Annotated in this window: 16 protein-coding genes; 8 read left to right on the top strand and 8 right to left on the bottom strand. The window is 65.0% G+C overall.

Annotation, left to right across the window (positions count from 1 at the left end; genetic code table 11):
- Positions 1 to 105 precede the first annotated feature (105 nt).
- Together E2484_RS17910 and E2484_RS17905 are read left to right on the top strand one after the other, a co-directional pair.
- The gene (locus tag E2484_RS17910; RefSeq protein ID WP_137286552.1) at positions 106 to 1,488 is read left to right on the top strand and encodes an aspartate aminotransferase family protein; all 1,383 of its coding nucleotides are present in this window, start codon (positions 106 to 108) and stop codon (positions 1,486 to 1,488) included.
- Between the two features lie 30 nt (positions 1,489 to 1,518).
- On the top strand, positions 1,519 to 1,911 hold the full coding sequence (locus E2484_RS17905; RefSeq protein ID WP_137286551.1) for a Rid family detoxifying hydrolase: 393 nt from the start codon (positions 1,519 to 1,521) through the stop codon (positions 1,909 to 1,911).
- A gap of 6 nt (positions 1,912 to 1,917) precedes the next feature.
- Here E2484_RS17905 and E2484_RS17900 read toward each other — a convergent pair whose 3' ends face one another.
- The gene (locus E2484_RS17900) at positions 1,918 to 2,568 is read right to left on the bottom strand and encodes a hypothetical protein (protein ID WP_137286550.1); all 651 of its coding nucleotides are present in this window, start codon (positions 2,566 to 2,568) and stop codon (positions 1,918 to 1,920) included.
- A gap of 570 nt (positions 2,569 to 3,138) precedes the next feature.
- On the opposite strand from E2484_RS17900, the gene E2484_RS17895 reads away from it, so the two are divergent.
- Both E2484_RS17895 and E2484_RS17890 read left to right on the top strand, forming a co-directional pair.
- The gene (locus E2484_RS17895) at positions 3,139 to 4,746 is read left to right on the top strand and encodes a BCCT family transporter (RefSeq protein ID WP_137286703.1); all 1,608 of its coding nucleotides are present in this window, start codon (positions 3,139 to 3,141) and stop codon (positions 4,744 to 4,746) included.
- 408 nt (positions 4,747 to 5,154) lie between these two features.
- The gene (locus E2484_RS17890; protein WP_137286549.1) at positions 5,155 to 6,504 is read left to right on the top strand and encodes an aminotransferase class III-fold pyridoxal phosphate-dependent enzyme; all 1,350 of its coding nucleotides are present in this window, start codon (positions 5,155 to 5,157) and stop codon (positions 6,502 to 6,504) included.
- 21 nt (positions 6,505 to 6,525) lie between these two features.
- Here E2484_RS17890 and ilvA read toward each other — a convergent pair whose 3' ends face one another.
- Together ilvA and E2484_RS17880 are read right to left on the bottom strand one after the other, a co-directional pair.
- Entirely contained in the window at positions 6,526 to 7,785 is a 1,260-nt protein-coding gene (ilvA, locus tag E2484_RS17885) for a threonine ammonia-lyase (RefSeq protein ID WP_137286548.1), read from the bottom strand.
- The gene (locus tag E2484_RS17880; RefSeq protein ID WP_137286547.1) at positions 7,782 to 9,080 is read right to left on the bottom strand and encodes an amidohydrolase; all 1,299 of its coding nucleotides are present in this window, start codon (positions 9,078 to 9,080) and stop codon (positions 7,782 to 7,784) included. The genes ilvA and E2484_RS17880 overlap by 4 nt, the downstream gene beginning before the upstream one ends.
- A gap of 135 nt (positions 9,081 to 9,215) precedes the next feature.
- Here E2484_RS17880 and E2484_RS17875 point away from each other — a divergent pair, with 135 nt between their 5' ends.
- Positions 9,216 to 10,187 (top strand): NAD(P)-dependent oxidoreductase, encoded by a 972-nt coding sequence (locus E2484_RS17875; protein WP_137286546.1) that lies wholly within the window; start codon positions 9,216 to 9,218, stop codon positions 10,185 to 10,187.
- 8 nt (positions 10,188 to 10,195) lie between these two features.
- Positions 10,196 to 13,198, top strand: a complete 3,003-nt coding sequence (locus E2484_RS17870; RefSeq protein ID WP_137286545.1) for an FAD-binding and (Fe-S)-binding domain-containing protein — start codon at positions 10,196 to 10,198, stop codon at positions 13,196 to 13,198.
- A gap of 229 nt (positions 13,199 to 13,427) precedes the next feature.
- Here the strand turns inward: E2484_RS17870 and gdhB are convergent, their stop codons facing one another.
- From gdhB to E2484_RS17855, 3 genes are all read right to left on the bottom strand, one after another.
- Positions 13,428 to 14,723, bottom strand: coding sequence for a glutamate dehydrogenase GdhB (gene gdhB / locus E2484_RS17865; protein WP_137286702.1), 1,296 nt, complete (start codon positions 14,721 to 14,723; stop codon positions 13,428 to 13,430).
- A gap of 2 nt (positions 14,724 to 14,725) precedes the next feature.
- Entirely contained in the window at positions 14,726 to 15,904 is a 1,179-nt protein-coding gene (locus tag E2484_RS17860) for a M24 family metallopeptidase (RefSeq protein ID WP_137286544.1), read from the bottom strand.
- 95 nt (positions 15,905 to 15,999) lie between these two features.
- Complete coding sequence (locus tag E2484_RS17855; RefSeq protein WP_137286543.1) at positions 16,000 to 16,902, bottom strand: transcription initiation factor IIB; 903 nt, start codon at positions 16,900 to 16,902, stop codon at positions 16,000 to 16,002.
- A 172-nt stretch (positions 16,903 to 17,074) separates the two neighbouring features.
- On the opposite strand from E2484_RS17855, the gene E2484_RS17850 reads away from it, so the two are divergent.
- Complete coding sequence (locus tag E2484_RS17850) at positions 17,075 to 17,596, top strand: DUF7858 family protein (RefSeq protein WP_137286542.1); 522 nt, start codon at positions 17,075 to 17,077, stop codon at positions 17,594 to 17,596.
- A 10-nt stretch (positions 17,597 to 17,606) separates the two neighbouring features.
- Here E2484_RS17850 and E2484_RS17845 read toward each other — a convergent pair whose 3' ends face one another.
- Both E2484_RS17845 and E2484_RS17840 read right to left on the bottom strand, forming a co-directional pair.
- Complete coding sequence (locus E2484_RS17845; RefSeq protein WP_137286541.1) at positions 17,607 to 18,404, bottom strand: AAA family ATPase; 798 nt, start codon at positions 18,402 to 18,404, stop codon at positions 17,607 to 17,609.
- 63 nt (positions 18,405 to 18,467) lie between these two features.
- Positions 18,468 to 18,899, bottom strand: a complete 432-nt coding sequence (locus E2484_RS17840) for an HIT family protein (RefSeq protein WP_137286540.1) — start codon at positions 18,897 to 18,899, stop codon at positions 18,468 to 18,470.
- Positions 18,900 to 19,422: 523 nt separating this feature from the next.
- Here E2484_RS17840 and ileS point away from each other — a divergent pair.
- The gene (gene ileS, locus E2484_RS17835; protein ID WP_137286539.1) at positions 19,423 to 22,719 is read left to right on the top strand and encodes an isoleucine--tRNA ligase; all 3,297 of its coding nucleotides are present in this window, start codon (positions 19,423 to 19,425) and stop codon (positions 22,717 to 22,719) included.
- Positions 22,720 to 23,003 lie beyond the last annotated feature (284 nt).

Genomic DNA, 23,003 nt, shown 5'->3' with positions numbered 1-23,003 from the left:
GTATCCTATTTCTGGGAACGAGAACATCTAATAATCAGTTACTGTATACGCCTTAGATAGAAAGCGTGGATAAACTATTTATGGTTATTTCCCATGCGTACTCGTATGACGGCTGGACCACCGATCGACGAACTCCACTACGAGGATGCACCGAGCCTCGACGCGGTTCCGGGGCCGAACTCGAAACGCCTGCTGGAGAAACAGCGCAACATCGACAGTAGCGCGGTCGCGTACCCCGAGGATATCCCCATCGCCTTCGAGGAGGGGAAGGGTGCGACGGTTCGGGACGCCGACGGCAACACCTTCATCGACATGTTCGCGGGCATCGGCGTGCTGAACGTCGGCCACGCCAACCCGTACGTGCTCGACGCGGTCCACGAACAGGCCGACAAACTCGTCCACACAGTCGACTTCCCGACCGAGGCGCGACTCGAACTCATCGAGAAACTCGACGAAATCGCGCCGGGGGCGCTTCAGGGGAACAACAAAGTCGTCTTCGGCGGCCCGACCGGGAGCGACTCCATCGAGGCGGCCATCAAACTGGCGAAGTACAACTCGGGCGGCGACGGCCTCATCGCGTTCCGGGGCGCGTACCACGGCGCGACCAGTGGTGCGATGAGCCTCACCGGCAACAAGGGCTTCAAGGACAACTACACGCCCCTGCTCTCGGACGTGGTTCACGCACCGTACCCCAACCCGTTCGAGCAGGGCAAGAGTTCCCAAGAGGCAGTGGACCACGCGCTCGAAGAGGTGCAGGCCATCCTCGAAGACCCCTACGGCGGGTTGGCGAACCCCGCAGGAATCTTCGTCGAGCCGATTCAGGGCGAGGGCGGCGTCGTCGCGCCCCCGGAGGGTTTCCTCCAGGGACTGCGCGACCTCGCCGACGACAACGACGTGACGCTGGTCTTCGACGAGATTCAGAGCGGCCTCGGTCGCTCCGGCCAGTGGTGGGCCAGCGAGTGGTACGACGTGACGCCCGACGTGATGACCTCGGCCAAGGCGCTCGGCGGCGTCGGTTTCCCGCTCTCGGCGACGATGTACCACGAAGACCTCGACACGTGGGGGTCGGGCGACCACGCCGGGACCTACCGGGGTCACGTCGTGGCGATGCGGGCGGGTACCCGAGCCATCGAGTACATTCAGGAACACGACCTGTTAGCCCACGGCCGTGAAGTCGGCCAGTACATCTGCGACCGACTCGAAGAAGTCGCGGCCGACACCGACCGACTCGCCGAGGTCCGAGGCAAGGGTCTGTTCGTCGGCGCGGAGTTCGTCGACGAGGAGGGCAACCCGGACGACGACGCCGCGACCGCGGTTCAACAGCACTGTTACGAGCGCGGGGTCCTCGTCTGGAAGGCGGGCCGTCACGGCAACGTCCTCCGCCTGCTCCCGCCGCTGGTCCTCACGGAGGAACTCGCCGAGACGGCGATGAACGTGATTACCGACGTGGTTCGTGAGGTCACCGCCGCACAGAAGCCCAGCGCCTGAGACCGACTATCCGTTTTCCCGCATCTGAACATGAGCAACACCGAGCGAATCGTCACCGACGAGGCACCGCGAAACGACAACCCCTACTCGCAGGGCGTGCTGGCTGGCGACACCCTGAAAGTCTCCGGCTACGGCCCGGTAGACCCCGAGACGGGCGAGGAAATCGAGGGCGACGTACAGGCCCAGACCGAGCAGGTCCTGGAGAACGTCGCCGCGGTCGTCAGGGAGGCCGGTGGCGACGGCCTCGACGACGTGGTCAAAGTGACGGTCTACCTGACGGACTTGGACGACTACGACCGAGTGAACGAGGCCTACGGCGCGATGTTCCCGAACGACCCGCCCGCGCGGGTCTGCGTCGAGGTCTCGCGGCTTCCGGGCGACGTTCGCGTCGAACTCGACGCCGAGGCGTACCTCGGCGAGTAGAGCCACTCAGTCGTTGAGCTCTTCGATTCGCTGGTCGCGCTGTTCGGCCGCGGCGTTGACCTGCTCGATGAACTCGGTCATCTGTTCTTTCATCTCCGTGCGGAGCGACGTCGCGGAGAAGTCGTCGGACTCCGAGAGGAGTCGGACGAAGGCGCGTAGTTCCTCGTCGGTGACCTCCTCGAAGTCACCGAACTCGAGCTTGTCGATGACCTCGTCTACGTCGATTTGGCCGACCGGGTCGACGTTGAAGTCGACGGTCACCATGCGGTAGTCCGACCCCGCGAGCTCCTGTTCGGCCTTGTTGACGCCCTCCGCGAGCATATCCTTGAACGGGGTGTAGTACCCCATCGTCCCGAGGTGGAGGAACGCCAGCATGTCGGTGATCCCCTGCGTGTAGGCGTCTCGCGCGTCGTCGTCGGGGTTGAACACCGTCTCCCGGTCGCGGTCCTCGAGGTGTTCGAACAGAATCGAGAAGTCGAGGATGGCGTTTCGGATGCGCCGTCGAATCCGATTTCGCTTCTGCTTCTTCGAATGTTCGGTGTAGTCGGTCTTCCGTTCGAGCAGGAACTCCCTGTCGCTCGGGGTGAGGATGCCGCGGCCGCGGTCGGCCGAGTAGGTGAGCGAGTCGCGGTCGGATTCCTCGTGTGTATCATTCATACACAGAATATGTATACGAAACTGATTAAGAGTTACGGACTTTACGAAATCACGGCGAGTTTCGGGAGGTCGAGCCGAGAATACGACCGAGTAGTCGTCGTGAGAGTTGTGACCGGAGTTCTTCAGGCGAAGTCATTTACGGATAGTGTTTACCGTATATGTTTCAAAACTGTCGTCGTTAGTTACAGTAAATATCCTGTGGACCTATCGTTTCGACCTCTCGAGTCGGTAGTTCCGTCTCGCTACTTTTGCTTATAATGACTGTTTTGATCGTATACAGATTACGTATTTAACTAGGTGCTGTAAACACATTTCGTTCTCGCCGGGTTCAGTAATCGTAACGTTTATCACGATAATTCACGACTACAGTGACGTACGACACCGAGAGTCATGGTCAGTGAGGGGATATAACATGAAATACAGCTCTAACGGTTACACTAGACAGAGAGTGAACAGTACACGGGCGATTTCTCGCCTTGGCGTTCGTCTCCCGCGGGCGGGCGTCGTGACCGACTCGTCGGACCTCGTCCAACCGGGTGAGTCGCCGTGAGTCCGGCCGGCGACCAAGGAATGGTCGAGGAGTTCTTCGACGAAATCGAACCGACCATCTTCGCGTTCGGGGCGGCCATCACGCTCCTGTTCGTGGTCGCGTTCTCGCTGAGTCCGGACGCGGCCTACGACACCGTCGACGGAATCCGCGTCTGGATTCTGGCCCACTTCAACTGGTTCTTCCTCCTGGTCATGCTCTCGTTCGTCCTCTTCCTCGGATTCCTCATCTTCGGTCCGTGGGGGAAACTCAGACTCGGCGACGAGGACCCGGAGTACAGTTACTTCTCGTACTTCGCGATGATGTACTCCGCCGGACTGGCGGCGGGTATCGTCTTCTGGGGGCCCGCGGAAGCGCTGTTCCACTACTCGTCGGTTCCACCGATGTACGACGTCTCGGCGGAGTCCGCGGCCGCGATGCCCGTCGCGGTGCAGTACTCCATCTTCCACTGGAGTCTGACTCAGTGGTCGTGTTTCACCGTCATGGGCCTCGGAATCGGCTACTTCGTGTACAACTACGACGCCCCGCTCCGCGTCTCGGCGGTGTTGACACCGATTCTCGGTGCCGACAACGTCGATGGGGTGCTCGGGAAGGTCGTCGACATCCTCGCGGTGTTCGCGACCATCGGCGGGGTCGCTACCTCGCTGGGCTTCATCGGGAGCCAGTTCATCACCGGTCTGAGCTTCCAGTGGGGTATCGAGTTGGGCGACGTCGGGACCATCGTGGTCATCACCGGGATGACGGTCATCTTCACCGTCTCGTTGATACTCGGGGTCGACCGCGGCATCCGGCGACTGTCGAACTTCAACATGAGCCTGTTCCTGCTGCTGATGGTCGCGACCCTGATATTCGGCCCGACGATGCGCATCCTCGAACTGGGGACGCAAGCCATCGGTCGGTTCGTCTCGGACTTCTTCATGACGAGTCTGTACACGCAGTCGACCCAGACTAGCCCGGACAAGTGGGTGAACGCGTGGACCGTCTTCTACTGGCTGTGGCCGCTCGCGTGGTCACCGTTCGCCGGACTGTTCATCGCCCGCGTCTCGCGTGGCCGGAGCGTCCGTGAGGTCGCCTTCGCTGGCATCGGCGCGACTTCGATGGCGACGATTCCGTGGTTCGCCATCGTCGGCGGTTCCGCGGTCATCATGCAGAACTCGGGTGCCGCGAACATCCTCGGCCCCATCACCGAGTACAGCGAGGCGGTGTCGGGGTACGTGCTGTTCGGTGCACTCCCCGTCGTCGGTTCCGTCCTCCTGTTCGGGTTCCTCGTGCTCGTGACGACGTTCTTCGTCACCTCGGCGGACTCCTCGACGCTGGCAGTGTCGATGATGACCACCGGTGGGAAGGAACACCCCTCGTCCATCAACCGCGTCTTCTGGGCGGTGCTCCAGGGTGCAGTCGCGTCCATCCTCATGGTGGTCGGCGGTGTGAACGCGCTCCAGTCGGCCGCCATCATCACCGGTGCGCCGTTCGCCATCGTCTGTCTCATCGCGATGCTCGGACTCATCAGGACGTTCCAAACCGAGTCCGGAGGCATCCTCCTACAGGACCGGTCCACGATATTCGGTTCGGTCGACAGTACCGAGAAATCGCCGGCCGCTCAGCGAGCGGGCACGTCCGACGACGACTGACTACTGGAGGTCGGTCGTCCGGTTAGCAGGCGCGTCTGCGTTTCCGCGGACACGCCTCGATATGTCCCTGAGCAATATAAAAAATCAGTAGGCGAGTGATTGCACATATTAAAGAATCATTTCCATTTATCCGTTCGCGGTAACGCAGCCCGCCTCGGATTCGCGGTCGGGTCGGTAGCAGCCGCGTCGTTCGCGCTCGCGGCGCTGTCAGTTGGCAGAGCTACGAACGTTGGTCGGCAGTAGAACCTCGAACGCCACCCGGAAATGGACTCTCGAACACCGACCGGCAGTTAGAGTCCCGAACGCTGCCCGCAGCGCGAGAATTCGAAGGTCGCACTGCGAGGAAAATCGCCCCCGACCGACTGACTAATAACAAGTTTTAATTGACGGCGAATACGTTTTCTGTGTATGGATAGGGATACCGCGGACCCCGATCCGGTCACGCTTCCCGGACCGAACGCTCGGAAGTGGGTTCAGTTTCACAAGGAGAACGCTGCTCCCAGCGAGTACTCCCACGAGTTCGTCTGGGACATCACGGCCGAGGCCGACGGGCCGTTCGTCACCGACGTCGACGGAAACGTCCTCCTCGACTTCACCTGTCACATCGGTGCCGCGCCGCTCGGATACGACAACGAGAAGGTCCTCGACAAACTCCGCGAGTTCGACCTCGTCGAACCGATGAAGATCGCGGGCCAGGACATGTACTTCGGGGCCGGAGATGACCCCGAGTCCTCGGAGTTCCCCGGTTCGAGCCACCTGATGGAGAAACTGGTCGACGTGTCGAGCCAGTACGGGATGGACACCGTCTTCCTCTCGAACTCGGGGGCCGAGGCGGTCGAGAACGCGATGAAGATCACCTACGACCACAACCCGACCGCCAAGTACGGCTTCACGTTCGCCGACAGCTTCCACGGCCGGACGCTCGGGACGCTCTCGCTCACGCGCTCGAACGAGACGTACACCCGCCACTACCCCGAAATCGCAGGGATTCGAACGGTGCCGTTCTGCGACGACGACGGCGACTGCGATTGCGGTTTCTTCACCGGCGAGGGGTCGGTGCTTCGCAACGCCCTCCAACCCGAAGGCGGCCACCTCAACCCCGAGGAGGTCGGTTTCCTCGTCATGGAACCGGTGCAGGGCGTCGGCGGTTACCGCTTCCCGAACGAGGAGTTCGTGACGGAAGTGAACGACGTCTGCCAGGAGTACGACATCCCGCTGGTCGTCGACGAAATCCAGTCGGGCGTCGGCCGGACCGGCGAGATGTGGGCCTCCGACCACTACCCCATCGAACCCGACGTCATCTCCAGCGCCAAGGCGCTCCGGGTCGGGGCCACCATCTCTCGGTCGGACGTGTTCCCCTCCGAGAAGAATCGGCTCGGCTCGACGTTCGGCGGCGGCGACATCCTCTCGTCGATGCAGGGCGTGTTCACCCTCGAAGCCATCGAGGAGTACGACCTGCTCGACAACGCCACCGAGCGCGGCCGACAGGCCAAGGAACTGCTCCGCGACGACGCCCCCGACCACGTCGCAGACGTGCGGGGCAAGGGCCTGATGCTCGCGGTCGAGTTCGACACGCCAGACCGCCGCGATGCCGTGGTCGAAGAGTCGCTGAAGCGCGGCCTGCTCACCCTCGGCTGTGGCTCGAAGACCATCCGCCTGCTCCCGCCGCTCGACGTGACCGAGCGCGAAATCGAACTCGGCATCGGCATCTTCGCCGACGCCATCGAAGCGGCCGGAACGAAAGCGTCGGTCGCGTAGTCGTCTCGTCGCTCTCCTCTCTTATTCGCGCAGGTCGTCGTCGACGACCGCGACGCCGTCGAGGGCGTCCAGCGCCGCCAGCACCTCCGCGAGGTGGTCCGGCCCGCTCCCCGCTACCGCCGCAGTAATCGGCGTGCGGTTCGGGTCGTCGGTCGCGGTTCGTCGCGCCCGCTCTAGCCTCTCTACTTCGACGCCGTGAGTCTCGAAGACCTCGGTGACGGCCGCGAGGTCTCCCGGCCAGTCGGCCACTGCGAGTCGGACCTCGACGTACCGACCGAGTTCCGAGAGACCCGCCTGCGCGAGTTCGGCGTGCTCGGTGAGGTTCACGTTCCCGCCCGAGACGACGACGCCGACGTGTTCGTCCTCGACGTCCACCGCGCCCGAGAGGACTGCGGCGAGCGGGGCCGCGCCCGCGGCCTCGGCGACCGTCTTCGCGCGCTCGGCGAGGAGCGCGACCGCGGCGCTCGTCTCGCGGTCGCTGACCGAAACCACGTCGTCGACTCGCTCGCGGACGACCGCGAAGGTCTTCTCAAGCAGGCGGGTGTCGGCGATTCCCTCGGCCACGGTATCGACCCCCGAGAGTTCGTGAATCTCGCCGCGTTCGAGCGACGGCTTGGCGTGGGCCGCGCCCTCTGGTTGGACCCCGACGACTCGGGTATCGGAGTCGCGGGCCTTCAGGACGGTCGCGATGCCCGAGACGAGTCCCCCGCCGCCGATGGCGACGACGGCGGTGTCGAGTTCGGGGTACTGCTCGACCAGTTCTAGGCCGACGGTTCCCTGACCCGCGATTATCTCCTGGTCGTCGAACGGATGGACGAATTCGAGTCCCTGCTCGTCGGCGAGGTCGAGCGCGTGCCGGTAGGACTCCTCGTAGATGTCGCCCTCGACCACGACCTCGGCACCGTACCCCCGGGTCGCGTCGATCTTCGCGGCGGGCGTCACCTCGGGGACGACCACGGTCGTCTCCACGTCGCAGAGTCGCCCGGCGAGCGCGACTCCCTGCGCGTGGTTGCCAGCGCTGGAGGCGACGACTCCTCGCTCGCGGCTCTCGGCCGGGAGTCGGGATATCTTGTTGTACGCGCCCCGAATCTTGAACGACCCGGTTCGCTGGACGTTCTCCAGTTTGAGGCCGACCGAGGCGGCACCGGTCGTCTCGGCGAAGGTGGTAGAACGGTCGAGCGGGGTCCGGTGAACCACCTCCGAGAGACGCTCGCGGGCCGCCTCCACGTCGTCGAGGGTGACGATCTCGTCGGCGGTCGGAATCCCGTCGTCCGAACTCATCGCTCGCTTCGGGCTACCGGCCCGTCGTCGGCGACTGCGAGTATCGAGTCGGTCAGCACTGCGACCCCGTGGTCGAGGCTCCGCTCGTCCACGTCGAACGTCGGGGTGTGGTGGCTCGTGGGGTGGTCGGTGCCGACGATGAGGTACGACGCGAATCCGCCCTCGTCCTGGACTCGCTCCATCAGGAAGGTGGCGTCCTCGCTCGCGCCGAAGTCCGCGGTCGGCAGGACCCTCTCGACGCCCGAGACGTCGCGGGCCACGTCGGCGACGACTTCCACGAGTTCGGGGTCGCTGTCGGCACGCGGGGACTCGCTCACGATTTCGACCTCGGCCTCACAGTCGTGCATCTCGGCGGCCGTCTCGAACGTCCGGGTGAGTCGACCCTTGACGTACTCCATGAGTTCGGTCGTCTCGCCGCGGGCCTCTGCGACGACGTCGGCGCGCTCGGCGATGACGTTGCTCGACGTCCCGGCCTCGGCCCTCCCGACGTTGACTCGGGTCATCCCGTCCTCGTGGCGCGGGATGGCGTAGGCGTTCTCGATGACCGTTCCGAGCGCCTGCATCGCGTTGTCGCCGTCCTGCGGGGCCTTCCCGGCGTGGGCCGAGGTGCCCCGGATGGTCGCATCGACGTGACACATGGCCAGCGGTTTCTCGATGCCAGCCACCACCTCGCCGGTCGGGTGGTCGAGGCCGACGTGGACCGCGAAGAGGTAGTCCAGTCCCTCGGCGAACCGGCTCTCGGCCATCGGGTGTCCGCCGCCGGACGCTTCCTCGGCCGGTTGGAAGAAGACGACGAGTCGCCCCTCGAAGTCGCTTTCCTTCACGGCTTCGAGCGTGGCGAGTCCCCACGTCATGTGGGCGTCGTGGCCGCAGGCGTGCATCGTCTCGTCGGACTCCGACCGGAACCCCTCGGCGGCCGGGACGTGGTCGGGGTCGGTCGATTCCTCGATGAACAGGCCGTCGATGTCCACTCGCAGGCCCACCGCAGGACCGTCGCCGCAGTCGAGGACCGTGACCGCTCCCGTGTTCCCGCCTGCCATCCGGTCGAGGAGGTCGGGGTCCGCACCCCGCTCGCGTGCGCGTTCGAGCCACTGGTCCACGTCGTCGGCTTTCGGAACCGCCATTCGGTCGCCGGGGTCGTAAGCTTCGGGTCCGACCGCGAGTTCGTCCACCCCGATTCGCTCCAGTTCCTCGACGAGTCGGTGGGTCGTGTAGAACTCGCGCCACGCGGGTTCGGGGTATCGGTGGAACTCGCGCCGTACGTCGGATAGCCGATCTCGAATTGGCTCGGGCATGTGCGGCACTGACACGCTCCAGCCACTTATTTGTAAACGGTTCCCGTTGACGACGGATACACATAAGGATTAAGTTAGGGTATCACAATCCTTCGAACAGTTACCAGCGTCTGGCCGACGCAGGAGTTCAAAACAATGCAAGAAACCCCGGACGTAGTCGTCCTCCGAGAGGGGACCGAAGGACTGTCGATGGAATCGTACGCCGAGGAACTGCGCGACCGTCTCCCCGGCCGGAACGTCGCGCTCGCCCGAACTCCGGCCCAGGAGCGCGAACTCGTCGCTGACGCCCGAGTCGTCACCGGTATCACCGTCGACGAGGAGTTGCTCTCCGACGCCGACCGACTCGAACTGTTCGCGTGCACGTTCGCTGGAACCGACCACGTGCCGATGGACGCTTTCGCCGACCGCGGGGTCGCCGTGACGAACGCCGGCGGTATCCACGCCCCCGGCATCGCCGAGCAGGCCATCGGCAACGTGCTCGCGTTCACCCGCCGACTCCACGAAGGGTGGCGGCGCAAGCAGAACCGCGAGTGGCGTCACTTCCAGTCGAGCGAGCTGACCGGTAGCACCGTCACGGTGGTCGGTCTCGGCTCCATCGGACAGGCCGTGGTCCAGCGCCTCGACGGCTTCGAAGTCGAGACCATCGGCGTCCGGTACACCCCCGACAAAGGCGGACCGACCGACGAGGTAGTCGGTTTCGAGGAGGAGGCCATCCACGACGCCTTCTCGCGGAGCGAGTACGTCGTCGTCGCTTGCCCGCTCAACGACATGACGCGGGGACTGGTCGGCGAAGAGGAACTGGCGACTTTGCCGACCGACGCCGTGGTCGTCAACACCGCCCGCGGCCCCATCGTGGACACCGACGCGCTGGTGTCGGCGCTCCGGTCGAACAAGATTCGGGGCGCGGCCCTCGACGTGACCGACCCCGAACCGTTGCCCGAGGACCACCCCCTCTGGAACCTCGAAAACTGCCTGATAACGCCGCACACGGGCGGTCACACGCCGAAGCACTGGGAACGACTCGCCGACATCGTAGCTCGGAACGTGGACCGACTCGACTCGGGCGAGGAGTTGGAGAACCAGGTACTCGCGCCGGAGTCGCACTGACGGACCACATGGCTACACAGGATACTCCGAACGACCCCCGAGACGAGACCGGTCGCACCGACCCCGCCGCGGACCCCCGCGCCGACTACGACTACGTCGGCGGCGAGGAGGCGAGAGCGGACTTCGTGTCCGACCTCGTGGCCCGCGTCGACGGAGACGTGCGATTCGACGAGTACACGCGTCAACTCTACGCGACAGACGCCAGCGCCTACGAGGTGACGCCGGTCGGCGTCGTCCTCCCGGAATCGTCCGACGACGTGGCGGCCGTGATGGCCTACTGCGCCGACCGCGAGATTCCGGTCTTGCCTCGGGGCGGTGGCACCAGTCTCGCCGGACAGGCCGTCAACGAGGCGGTCGTCCTCGACTTCACGAACTACATGGGCGACCTCCTCGACGTGCGACCCGACGACCGCCTCGCTCGAGTGCAGGCCGGGGCCGTCCTCGCCGACCTGAACGCCGAACTCGACCCCCACGGCTTGAAGTTCGCGCCCGACCCCGCGGCCGGAAACCGGAGCACCATCGGTGGCGCCATCGGCAACAACTCGACCGGCGCGCACTCGCTGAAGTACGGCAAGACCGACGCCTACGTCGAGGAGTGCGAGGTCGTCCTCGCCGACGGTACCGTGACCACCTTCGGCGAGGTGTCGCTAGAAGAACTCCGCGAGGTGGCCGACCCCGAGGGCGACCGCGAGGCGCAGATTTACGACGCGGTTCGGCGCGTCGTGGACGACGAACGCGAGGCGATACGCGAGGTCTTCCCCCGACTCAAGCGGAACGTCTCGGGCTACAATCTCGACAGGCTGATAGAAGAGGCCGAATCGGGCACCGTCAACCTCGCGCGACTGCTCGCCGGGAGCGAAGGCACCCTCGGCATCGTCACCGAGGCCACCGTCTCGCTCGAACCCGTCCCCGAAACCAAGGCGGTCGCGCTCCTCACGTACCGGGACCTGCTCGACGCGATGGCCGACGTGGACGACATCGTTCGGAACCACGACCCGGCGGCCGTCGAGGCCATCGACGACGTCCTCCTCGACCTCGCTCGGGACACCGAGGAGTTCTCGGACGTGGCCTCCCGACTCCCCGAGGGGACCGAGACGGCCCTGCTCGTGGAGTTCTACGCCGACGACGTTGCGGACGGCCGCGAACAGGTCGCCGACCTCCTCGCGGACCGGAAGGGAGAGCGCGCCTTCGACGCGCTGGAGGCCTACGAGGCCGACGAACGCGCCCAGCTCTGGAAGCTCCGGAAGTCCGGCATGCCGATTCTGCTCTCTCGCACGTCGGACGCCAAGCACATCTCGTTCATCGAGGACACCGCGGTTCCGACCGAAAACCTCGCCGACTACGTGGCCGACTTCCAACAGGTCTTGGAGGACAACGACACCTTCGCGAGTTTCTACGCTCACGCCGGTCCGGGGTGCATGCACATGCGCCCGCTCGTGGACACCAAGAGTCCGGCCGGCGTCGACCAGATGGAGTCCATCTCGGACGCCGTGACCGACCTCGTGGTCGAGTACGACGGGTCGGTGTCGGGCGAACACGGCGACGGCCGCGCCCGGACCCAGTGGAACCGAAAGCTGTACGGCGACGACGTCTGGAATCTCTTTCGGGACCTCAAGACGGCGTTCGACCCCGATTGGCTCCTGAATCCGGGCAACGTCTGCGGCGACTTCGACATGACCGAGAACTTGCGATTCGACCCCGACTACGAGTTCTCGGCCGGATTCGACCCCGCGCTGAACTGGGAGAACGAGAACGGCTTTCAGGGCATGGTCGAACTCTGTCACGGCTGCGGTGGCTGTCGCGGCGAGCAGGAGACCACCGGCGGCGTGATGTGTCCGACTTACCGCGCGGCCGACGAGGAGAGCACGGCCACGCGGGGTCGGGCGAATCTGCTCCGGCAGGCGATGTCGGGCGACTTGCCCGACGACGAGCAACTCGACACGGAGTTCATGGCCGAAGTGATGGACCTCTGTATCGGCTGTAAGGGCTGTGCCCGCGACTGCCCTTCGGAGGTGGACATGGCCAAACTCAAGGCCGAAGTCGAACACGCCCACCACGAGGAATACGGCGCGAGTCTACGAGACCGCTTGTTCGCCGAAATAGACCGGCTCAACGCGCTCGGGAGCGCCCTCGCACCCGTCTCGAACTGGGCGAGCGAACTCCCGGGAGCGCGAACCCTGCTGGAGAAGACGGTGGGCATCGCCAGCGAGCGAAGCCTCCCGACGTTCCACCGCGAGAGCTTCGTGGACTGGTTCGAGGCCCGCGGCGGCCCCCGCATCTCGGCCGACGAGGCCGCCCGGAAGGTCGCGCTGTTCCCCGACACCTACACCAACTACAACCACCCGGAGGCGGGCAAGGCCGCGGTCCGGGTCCTCGAAGCCGCGGGCGTCCGGGTCCGCGTCCCGGCGAACGTGACCGCCACCGGCCGTTCGGCCCACTCGAAGGGCTTCCTCGACGTGTCTCGGGAGTGCGCCGAACAGAACGTCGAAGCCCTCGCGCCCAAGGTCCGCGACGGGTGGGACGTGGTGCTGGTCGAACCCTCCGACGCGGTCATGCTCCAGTCGGACTACCTCGACCTCGTCTCGGGTCGGGACGCGGAGCGCGTGGCGGCCAACACCTACGGAGTCTGTGAGTACCTCGACCGGTTCGAGCTGACCGACGATATCGACCTCGACGCGCCCGGCGAGTCGCTGACCTACCACGGCCACTGCCACCAGAAGGCCATCAAGAAGGACGGTCACGCCGCCAGCGCCCTCCGGTCGGCGGGCTACGAGGTCGACGCGCTCGACTCGGGGTGCTGTGGCATGGCCGGAAGCTTCGGCTACGAGGCCGAGCACTACTCGATGAGCCGTGATATCGGCGAAATCCTGTTCGAGCAGGTCGATGACAGCGACGGCGACACCGTGGTCGCGCCCGGCGCGTCCTGCCGGACCCAACTCGGCGACTGGGAAGGGTCCAGCGACGACCCGCCCCATCCCATCGAGAAGATCGCGGAAACGGTCGGCGAGTGAACCGTCGCTAAAATATATCTTCCGCGGTCTAAGAACTATTTTTCTTTCTCAGGGCAATATATAAAGTTCCCGGGCGGCCATCGCTCGACTCGACCGTCCGCGCGAACCGCGTGAGGGACGAGCATCGAAGGTCGTGGGCACCGGAAGACGAACGCCCTTCCGAGCAGTCGCGCCGGAGGCGCGTCGACGAAGCGACCGAACAAAAACCAAAAATGCGACTACAGATGCGTTAGGGCCAGAGTCCGCGAGTAGACTTGGCCTCGGCGATGCGCGAGAGCGCGACCACGTACGCGGCATCCCGCCACGACGTGTCACGCGCTTCGACCTCCTCGCGGACCGCGTTCCACGCTCGGAGCATCTCGGTTTCGAGTTCGTCGTGAACTCGTTCGAGCGACCACTGGCGGCGGTTAATGTCCTGCAACCACTCGAAGTACGAGACGGTGACCCCGCCCGCGTTGGCGAGGATGTCGGGGACGACCGCCACGTCGTTCTCTTCGAGGATGGCGTCGGCGGCGAAGGTGGTCGGGCCGTTCGCGCCCTCGACCACGACGTCGGCCTGCACGTCGCCGGCGTTGTCCGCGGTGATGACGTTGCCGACGGCTGCCGGAATCAGCACGTCCACGTCGAGTTCGAGCACTTCCTCGTTCGAGAGTTTCTCGGGCGCGTCGTGAGTCATCACGGCCTCGGGTTCCTCCTCGTGGGTCGGGACCGAGCGTGTGTCCAGACCGTCGGGGTCGTAGATGGCTCCGTTCACGTCGCTGACGGCGACCACGTCGGCACCCCAGTCGTCGAGCAGGCGGGCGGCATTCGCGCCGACGCTCCCGTACCCCTGTACGGCGACCGTCGTCTCGTCGAGGTCGTAGTCGTAGTAGTCGGCGGCCTCGCGGGCGATGATGGCGACCGAGCGACCCGGCGCTTCCTCGCGGCCCTCGCTCCCGCCGACGACGGGCGGTTTCCCGGTGACGACGCCGGGGATGGTCTCGCCCTCCTGCATCGAGTAGGCGTCCATGAACCACGCCATCGTCTGGGCGTCGGTCCCCATGTCGGGAGCGGGAACGTCCTTCTTCGGGCCGACCACGTCGCGTAACTCCTCGGCGAACCGCCGGGTCAGGCGCTCTTTCTCGTCGGTACTGAGGTCCTTGGGTTCCACTGCGACTCCGCCCTTGCCGCCGCCGAAGGGAAGGTCCATGACCGCGCACTTCCACGTCATCCACATCGAGAGCCCGATGCACTCCTCGGCGTCCACCGCGGGGTGGAAACGCAGGCCGCCCTTGTACGGGCCGCGCACGTCGTCGTGCTGGGACCGATAGCCCGTGAACACCTCGACCGACCCGTCGTCACGCTCCAGGGGCACCGCCACGCGCTGGACCCGGGTCGGGTGTTTGAGGCGCTCGATGACGCCGTCGTCCACGTCGACGTGGGCGGCCGCTCGCTCCAACTGGCGTCGTGCGGTCACGAGCGCCGAGTCCGGTTCCACTTCTTTGCCGTCGTCCCCGTCGTCCGGCTCCGCGTTTGTCGTCGTCATCATTACGCCTGGAAGAGTTTTCGCGGGAAATCGGCTAGCGTTTCCGCTCCGGTCGAAGTGACTCGGAACGTCTCGCTGAGTTCGACCCCGAAGTCGTCGAACCAGAGGCCCGGAATCATGTGGAAGGTCATGTCCTCTTCGAGGACCGTCTCGTCGCCGGGTCGGAGACTGGCGGTGTGTTCGCCCCAGTCCGGCGGATAGCCGAGTCCCATCGAGTAGCCGATGCGGTCCTCCTTCTCGACGTCGTACTTCGCGATGGTGTCTCGCCACGCCTTCTCGACCGATTCGGCGGTTACACCGGGTTCGGCCGCGTCGAGCGCCGCTTCCATGCCTTCGACGACGATGTCGGCGGTCTCTCGAACCTCGTCCGGCGGGTCGCCGACGAACGTCGTCCGGGCTAGCGGCGAGTGGTATCGGTGCCGACATCCAGAGAGTTCGATGATGACCGGGTCGCCGTCCTCGAAGGGTCGGTCGGTCCACGTGAGGTGGGGCGTCCCGGTGTGGTCGCCGGACGGCATCAGTGGTACGATGGAGGGGTAGTCGCCGCCGTACTCGTCGGTCCCGTCGATGAGCGCCGAGTATATCGCCTCCGCGGCCTCGTACTCGGGCACGCCTTCCTCGATGGCGTCGAGTCCGGCCTGCATCGCGTTCTCGGAGATGCGAGCGGCCTGTCGCATGTACTCTATCTCCTGGTCGGACTTCTTGATACGCACCCAGTTGACGAGGAGCGTGTGGTCCTCGAAGGTAGCTTCGGGTAGGTTCTCTTGGATGCGCGTGTACGACTTCGCGGTGAAGTAGTAGGCGTCCATCTCGAGTCCGATTCGCCCGTCGGCGACGCCGAGTGACTCCAGTTGGTCGGCGAAGAAGTCCATCGGATGGAGGTCGTACGGCGACTGGACGTGGTCGTCGCTGTACGCCCGGATGCTCTCCTCGTCCAGTTGCGTGGTCGCCCGAGCACCGTTAGCGTCCATCTCCCGACCCACCCACACCGGTTCGTCGCGGTCGAGGGTCACGAGGACGGCCTGGTGGACGTAGAACGACCACCCGTCGTAGCCGGTGAGGTAGTTCATGTTCGCCGGGTCGGAGACGACGAGGGCGTCGAGTTCCTCCTCGCGCATCCGCTCTTTCGTTCGGGCTATTCGTCGCTGGTACTCGCTGTCGTCGAAGATTGCCTGTGGCATGACAACGCTACTCTCGTAGTCGTTCACCGCGGCGTTGTTTAAGTTTTTTGTGTACGACACAAACGGATAGTGTGTATGGTGTCTCGGTTCGCTGGTCAAGGACCGGTGATAGTGGTACACTCGGATTTTCGGAGCGTATCGAACGTCGACCGGAGCGTTACCGCTGTAACGCCAGCGACATCCGCAGCCGCTTTCTGCGTCAGCGCGTGGTTCTGCTCGCGTGCAGCGGTGTACAGACACGCCGCTGCGATGCCACCCGGATTTTTGCCCGCGACGATGCCCCGGTCTTTCGCCTCGGCCGTCAGTTCGTGGGCGCGTTGTTCCACTCGATGGGGCAAGTCCAACCGTGACGCGAACCGTGCGAGGAATTCGCTCGGGTCGATCGGACCGGTCGGAAGCCCGAGTTCACGGTTCAACGCATCGTATGCGCGTTTCAGCTCGCTTTTGTCTGCTCGAGCGGCGTCCACCACCTCGGTCAGCGTTCTCGAAAGGTTCCGCGTGCGACACGCGGCGTAGACGGTCGCAGTGGCGAACCCTTCCAGCGACCGCCCTCGAACGAGGTCTTCTTTCTGTGCAGATTTGAACAAGGTACAGGCCTGATCTCGCACGTATTTCGGGAGGTCGAGTGCACCGACTAGTCTCCGAATCTCGGTGTACGCGTAGACCTTGTTCCGGTCCGTCTTCGATCCTATCTTCGCCCGGTCGTGGTGCTTGCGCATCCGGGCGACCTGCCGACGCTTGCGGCCAGTCAGCCGTAAATCGCTGTCGTGGCCGATTTCGGTGGTCAGGCCGCGGTCGTGGCGCGACCGAGTGAGGGGAGCGCCGGTTCGCTCTTTGTCGGTGTCGTCGTCCGCGAACGTGCGCCACTCGGGACCGCGGTCGAGGCGGTCCTCGGAGACGACGAGGCCGCAGTCCGAGCAGACCGTTTCGTCGCTGTCGGGGGTCAGTCGTCCGTCGCATTCCGGGCACGTCCGGCTTGGCACGTGTGCTTCGCTCATCACAGTCGAAACTTCGCTCGAAATCCTATTTAAAGGAAGGCCGAGACGCCGGGAAACGACCGAACGCGCCCCGAAGAAGGTACCGTTAACCGGTAGGCTCTCCCGACCGCGTGGTTATCGAACCCGATACCTGTCGCCGAACTTTAAGTAGATGACGTGACAACCGAAGCGTATGGCGCTCTCGGACATCGCAGACGGCCTCGAAGTCACCACCGAGCAACGCGACCGGGGAGTCGCGTCGGTGGACGCGACTGCAGACTCGGGAGACCTCCGAGAGAGACTCGCCGAGTTCGCCGCCGACCTGCCCTGCGACGCCGTCTCCGCGGCGACGATAATCGAGGGCCACACGTCGGGCCAGTCGGTCGGCGACACTGCTCACGACGCGGGAGTCGCCCCGATGACCGCGGCCAAGACCCTCCACCTGCTCGGGTGCGAGGGCGTCTCGCCGCTGACGTCCGACGCCCACCGAATCGTCCGCGACTGGCTCTCGGCCGACCTCTCGCGGACCGAGGCCCGCGAACTCGCGGGCGCGAACGAGACCGAGTTCGCGCTGGCGACGTTCGTGGAGACTCACAACCCGCTTCCGGGCGCGAGCGACCTCGTGGAAGGAGCGTTCGCCCGCGATGGAGACGCCGCCGTCGAAAAGCGTGACGCGTTGGCCGGGACGATGAGCGGGAGAGACGAACGACTCTAACCGTCGAGAATCAGGACAGCGCGTCTGGCAGTAGTTCTTCCGGGTCGAAATCCAGCAGTCCGGGGTCCTCGAACTCCAGTCCCAACTCGGCGTCGAAGACGGCTTCCGCGGCGTGAGCGACCGCGGGCGCGAACCCTGCCTCTGGGTCGTCGTTCGCGCCGACGCTCGCAGGCACTCCCTCGACGCTCGTCACTTCGCTCTCCGGAACTGCGGCGTCGGCGCTCCGGAGGGGATGCTCGGGTTCGGCGCGATTGGCGACCACGGCGTCCACGCTCGCGCCCACGTCGGCGACCCGCCCGCGAGTGCGCTGGACCGCGTCCACGCCGCGCTCGCTCGCGGGTGCGACGACCGCGACCTGTTCGGCCGTCGTGACGGCGGCGACGGCCTGGTTCGCGGCGACCGGCGGGGTATCGACCAGCACGTGGTCGTACTCCGCGTCGGCCTCGGCGAGGAGGGTCTCGAATCGCTGGGCGGCGTCGGCGGTCTTCGTGCGGGCCATCCGCTCGAAGGGCGCGCGGGCCGGACAAAGTTCGAGTCGTCCCGCGAGGTCGGCGGTCGCGGGATGCTCCCGGAGACCGTCCGAGAGCGGCCGGTCGTCCGGATGGGATTCCTCTCCGGTCAGGAGTTTCGTCAGGTCGGGGTCGATGCGCCCGGAGACGTGGCGGGCCAGTCCCTCGGTATCGAAGGCAGCGTCGAGGATTGCGACCTCGCGGCCGTCGCGGGCGAGGGTCGCGCCGAGTTCGACGGCGAGTCGAGTCGTGCCTGCGCCACCGGTCGCGCCGACGAGCGCGGCAGTCGAGTGGGTCATTGCTTCGAGGTTGTCACGGACTGATATAAAAGAGTGCGCTTGGTCGCTCGGAACCGCCGACGCTCAGTCGCGCTGGGTGTGAATATCCTCGGCAATTTCGTCCAGTTCGGCCTCCGAGAGGTCCGGACGCTTGCCCGCCACGGCGTGAATCGGGTTGCCGCCGTCGCCCTCGAACCGCGGGATGATGTGGCCGTGGACGTGCGGAACCTCCTGTCCGGCGGCCTCGCCGTTGTTGAACGCGACGTTGGTCCCGTCGGCGTCCACGGCGTGTTCGACCGCTGTGTTGAGGCGGTGGAGTGCGCCGAAGACGTGGGCCGCCACGTCCTCGGGAGTCTCTTCGAGGGTCTCGTGGTGTTCCTTCGGGATGACGAGGGTGTGGCCCGGCGCGAGCGGATTCGCGTCGAGGAAGGCCATCGCGGTGTCGTCTTCGAAGACTTTGCGACTCGGAATGTCGCCGTCGACGATTTGGCAGAAGATGCAGTCGTCTTGGCTCATGGTTCTATCGGGTGTGTTTGGTCGCTTGGGGTATGAAGTTTGAGGCTTCTTCTGCGCGGTTCGGTCGGATTCGGTACGAGTTGCCCATTTGTTTCTTTTACAAATAGTTGATTTGCTTTAAACTATCTAGATATTTCTACAGGCAGGATAGCTACTGTCCGAGCCGACGACCTGTTCAGTCGGCACGGAACGAGAGGGAACGGCGAGAAAAACGAGAGTGGACGGCGGGACGAAGCCAGCTTCAGACTTGAGCAAAGGAGTCTACCGCAACCGCACAGCACCGCAACCTCGGCCCTCCCCAACCTCCTGCGGTCCTCGGTCGCTTCGCTCCCTTCGGTCCTCGTCCCTCGCGCGCGTTGCTCGCGCGCGCCGGGTCAATAATCGAATATCGCGCATCGAATATCGCGCACCGAATATCGCGTCGGGCGGTGGTGATTTTTCAGAGCAGCCGAGCGCACTCCGCGTCCACAGACCCAACTGCACAACCGAACCCAATTTAACTCCGTAGGAGAACAGAACAGGTATGAGCAGGTTCGGCGAAGTCGAAGACCAGTACGACCCGGATTCGGTCGAGGACCGGGTGTTCGACTACTGGGACGAGGTAGACGCCTACGAGAAGACGAAGGAGCATCGCGCCGACGAGGAGACGTTCTTCTTCGTGGACGGCCCGCCGTACACCTCCGGCGCGGCCCACATGGGCACGACGTGGAACAAGACGCTCAAGGACGCCTACATCCGCTATCTCCGAATGCAGGGTCACGACGTGACCGACCGGCCGGGCTACGACATGCACGGCCTGCCCATCGAGACGCGGGTCGAGGAGAACCTCGGCTTCGAGAACAAGAAGGACATCGAGGAGTTCGGCGAGGAGAACTTCATCCAGGAGTGCAAGGAGTACGCCGAAGAGCAGTTGGAGGGTCTCCGCGACGACTTCCAGTCGTTCGGCGTCTGGATGGACTGGGACGACCCCTACAAGACGGTCGACCCCGAGTACATGGAGGCGGCGTGGTGGGGCTTCGAGCAGGCCCACGAGAAGGGACTCGTCGAGCAGGGCATGCGCTCTATCTCCCAGTGCCCCCGATGCGAGACCGCCATCGCCAACAACGAGGTCGAGTACGAGGACGTCGAGGACCCCTCCATCTACGTCAAGTTCCCCCTGCGCGAGCGGGAGCGCGAGGACGAGCGAAGCGAGTCCTCGGACCGAGCGAGCGGCGAAGCCGCGAGCAACGAATACCTCGTCATCTGGACCACGACCCCGTGGACCATCCCCGCCAACACCTTCGTCGCGGTGGATGGCGACGTCACCTACCAGCAGGTCCGCGCCGAGAAGGACGGCGAGGAGGAAGTCCTCTACCTCGCAGATGGCTGCGTCGAGGAGGTCCTGAAGAAGGGCCGGTACGACGACTACGAGGTCGACGCCGAGTTCACCGGCGAGGAGATGGTCGGTTGGAAGTACGACCATCCCCTCCACGAGCAAGTGCCGGACCACGCTTCCGGCGAGGACGCGCTACAGGTCTACACCGCCGACTACGTGGAAGTGGATCGCACCGGTCTGGTCCACTCCGCGCCCGGTCACGGTGAGGAGGACTTCGAGCGCGGCACCGAACTCGGACTGGACATCTTCTGTCCGGTCGGCAGCGACGGCGTCTACGACGACTCCGCCGGGAAGTACGCCGGGCAGTACGTCAAGGACGCCGACGAGGACATCATCGCCGACCTCGAAGCCGAGGGCCTGATGCTCTCGTCGGGGACGACCACTCACAGCTACGGCCACTGCTGGCGGTGCGACACCGGCATCATCCAGATCGTCACCGACCAGTGGTTCATCACTATCACCGACGTCAAGGACCAACTGCTCGACAACATCGAGGACAGCGAGTGGCACCCAGAATGGGCGCGAGATAATCGTTTCCGGGACTTCGTGGAGGAGGCTCCGGACTGGAACGTCTCCCGCCAGCGCTACTGGGGTATTCCCATTCCCATCTGGACGCCCGAAGACTGGAACGGAAGCATGGACGACGTCGTCGTCGTCGGCACCCGCGAGGAACTCGCCGAGAAGGTCGACCAGGACGTCGACCCGGACGACGTGGACCTCCACAAGGGCACCGTAGACGACCTCACCATCACCGAGGACGGCACCACCTACACCCGCGTCCCGGACGTGTTCGACGTGTGGCTCGACTCGTCGGTCGCGTCGTGGGGCACGCTCGACTACCCCGAGAACGAGGAGGCGTTCGAGGAACTCTGGCCCGCCGACCTCATCATGGAGGCCCACGACCAGACCCGCGGGTGGTTCTGGTCCCAACTCGGCATGGGAACCGCCGCGGTCGGCGAGATTCCCTACGAGGAGGTGCTGATGCACGGGTACGCCAACATGCCCGACGGCCGCGGCATGTCAAAGTCAAAGGGAATCCTCGTCGACCCCCACGAAGTCATCGAGAAGCACGGCACGGACCCGATGCGGATGTTCCTGCTCTCGGTGAACCCGCAGGGCGAGGACATGCGGTTCTCGTGGGACGAGACCGCCGAGATGCAGCGGGACCTCAACATCCTCTGGAACGTGTTCCGGTTCCCGCTTCCGTACATGCGCCTCGACGACTTCGAACCTGGCGACGTCCAGGGACGTCGAGACGGAGGCGGTGAAACCGCCGGAGGGACCACGCTCTCGGACGTCGACGACGACCTCGAACTCGTGGACGAGTGGGTCCTCGCACGCCTCCAGTCGGTCGTCGCCGAGATGACCGACCACTGGGAGGACTACCGCCAGGACAAGGCTCTGCACGTCCTGCTGGACTTCGTGGTCGAGGACGTCTCGCGGTTCTACATCCAGGTCGTCCGCGAGCGCATGTGGGAGGAAGAGGACAGCGCCTCGAAACTGGCGGCCTACGCCACGTTCTACGAGGTGCTGACGACGGTCGTCGCCCTGCTCGCGCCCTACGCGCCCTTCGTCACCGAGACGATATACGACACCCTGACCGGCGACGACGGCTACGACACGGTCCACATGCTCGACTGGCCCGAGGCCGACGAGTACTGGCAGGACGCCCAACTCGAAACCGACGTGACGCTCCTGCGAGCCATCGAGGAGGCCGGGTCGAACGCCCGCCAGCAGGCCGAGCGAAAGCTCCGCTGGCCGGTCACGCGCATCGTGGTCGACGCCGACCACGACCGCACCGTCGAAGCGGTCAAGCGCCACCGCGACCTGCTGGCCGACCGCCTCAACGCTCGCGAGATTCAGGTCGTCGAACCCGGCGATAGCTGGGGCGAACTCCACTACAGCGCCGAGGCCGACATGAGCGTCCTCGGGCCGAAGTTCGGCGACGACGCCGGTCGGGTCATGCAGGCGCTCAACGACGCCCGCGTGGCCGAACCCACGCTCGCCGCGCTCGAAACCGCGGTCGAATCCGACACCGACATGGACGTGGATCTCACCGAGGAGATGGTCGAGTTCGTCACCCAGACGCCCGAGGGCGTCACGGGCGTCGGCTTCGACACCGACGGCGACCAGCACGGCGTCGTCTACGTGGACACCGAACTCACCGAGGACATCGAGAGCGAGGGCTACGCCCGCGAGGTCATCCGCCGCGTCCAGGAGATGCGCAAGGAGATGGACCTCGACATCGAGGAGCGCATCCGCCTCGAACTCGACGTGGCCGACAACCGCGTGGCCGACCTCGTGGCCGAGCGCATGGACCTCGTGAAAGAGGAGGTCCGCGCCGACGAGGTGGCCGCGGTCGAAGACGGCCACCGCAAGGAGTGGGAAGTCGAAGGCGTCACGATGACGATTGCGGTCGCGCCGCTGGCGGAAGCGGAGGCGTAATCTCGTCGCGCTGGCAACTCTCGACCGTCTTAATGCTTTCCCGGTCGCGCGTTTCAACCCCAGTTTAGCGAAAGTTACCCGCAGGTAACTTCCTTTCCCAACGGTGGAGTACGAATGATTATTCGCCGTTTGGGCCGTGGAAAACGGTCCAGTCCGCGATAGTTGTCGAGAACGAACACGTGGCCGGAGAGGCGCACGGCCGGATGCTGTTCTCGCTCTGATACCACTGTCGATAGGTGTGGGTTATATGTCACGTATCGCTCCACGACCGACGTGCCGGAGAC

Origin of the sequence: Halorussus salinisoli, assembly GCA_005239435.1 — an archaeon.
GTDB lineage: Archaea > Halobacteriota > Halobacteria > Halobacteriales > Haladaptataceae > Halorussus > Halorussus salinisoli.
Note: the sequence above shows the minus strand (reverse complement) of the source record. Positions and strands in the feature narration are given on the sequence as shown.

Bases quoted from the DNA above. Each gene is read 5' to 3' on its own strand.
- E2484_RS17840 (WP_137286540.1), bottom strand. From the start codon at position 18,899: ATGAGCCAAGACGACTGCATCTTCTGCCAAATCGTCGACGGCGACATT.
- ileS (WP_137286539.1), top strand. From the start codon at position 19,423: ATGAGCAGGTTCGGCGAAGTCGAAGACCAGTACGACCCGGATTCGGTC.
- E2484_RS17895 (WP_137286703.1), top strand. From the start codon at position 3,139: ATGGTCGAGGAGTTCTTCGACGAAATCGAACCGACCATCTTCGCGTTC.
- E2484_RS17910 (WP_137286552.1), top strand. From the start codon at position 106: ATGACGGCTGGACCACCGATCGACGAACTCCACTACGAGGATGCACCG.
- E2484_RS17870 (WP_137286545.1), top strand. From the start codon at position 10,196: ATGGCTACACAGGATACTCCGAACGACCCCCGAGACGAGACCGGTCGC.
- E2484_RS17880 (WP_137286547.1), bottom strand. From the start codon at position 9,080: ATGCCCGAGCCAATTCGAGATCGGCTATCCGACGTACGGCGCGAGTTC.
- E2484_RS17845 (WP_137286541.1), bottom strand. From the start codon at position 18,404: ATGACCCACTCGACTGCCGCGCTCGTCGGCGCGACCGGTGGCGCAGGC.
- ilvA (WP_137286548.1), bottom strand. From the start codon at position 7,785: ATGAGTTCGGACGACGGGATTCCGACCGCCGACGAGATCGTCACCCTC.
- E2484_RS17860 (WP_137286544.1), bottom strand. From the start codon at position 15,904: ATGCCACAGGCAATCTTCGACGACAGCGAGTACCAGCGACGAATAGCC.
- E2484_RS17855 (WP_137286543.1), bottom strand. From the start codon at position 16,902: ATGAGCGAAGCACACGTGCCAAGCCGGACGTGCCCGGAATGCGACGGA.
- E2484_RS17850 (WP_137286542.1), top strand. From the start codon at position 17,075: ATGGCGCTCTCGGACATCGCAGACGGCCTCGAAGTCACCACCGAGCAA.
- E2484_RS17905 (WP_137286551.1), top strand. From the start codon at position 1,519: ATGAGCAACACCGAGCGAATCGTCACCGACGAGGCACCGCGAAACGAC.
- E2484_RS17900 (WP_137286550.1), bottom strand. From the start codon at position 2,568: ATGAATGATACACACGAGGAATCCGACCGCGACTCGCTCACCTACTCG.
- E2484_RS17875 (WP_137286546.1), top strand. From the start codon at position 9,216: ATGCAAGAAACCCCGGACGTAGTCGTCCTCCGAGAGGGGACCGAAGGA.
- E2484_RS17890 (WP_137286549.1), top strand. From the start codon at position 5,155: ATGGATAGGGATACCGCGGACCCCGATCCGGTCACGCTTCCCGGACCG.
- gdhB (WP_137286702.1), bottom strand. From the start codon at position 14,723: ATGACGACGACAAACGCGGAGCCGGACGACGGGGACGACGGCAAAGAA.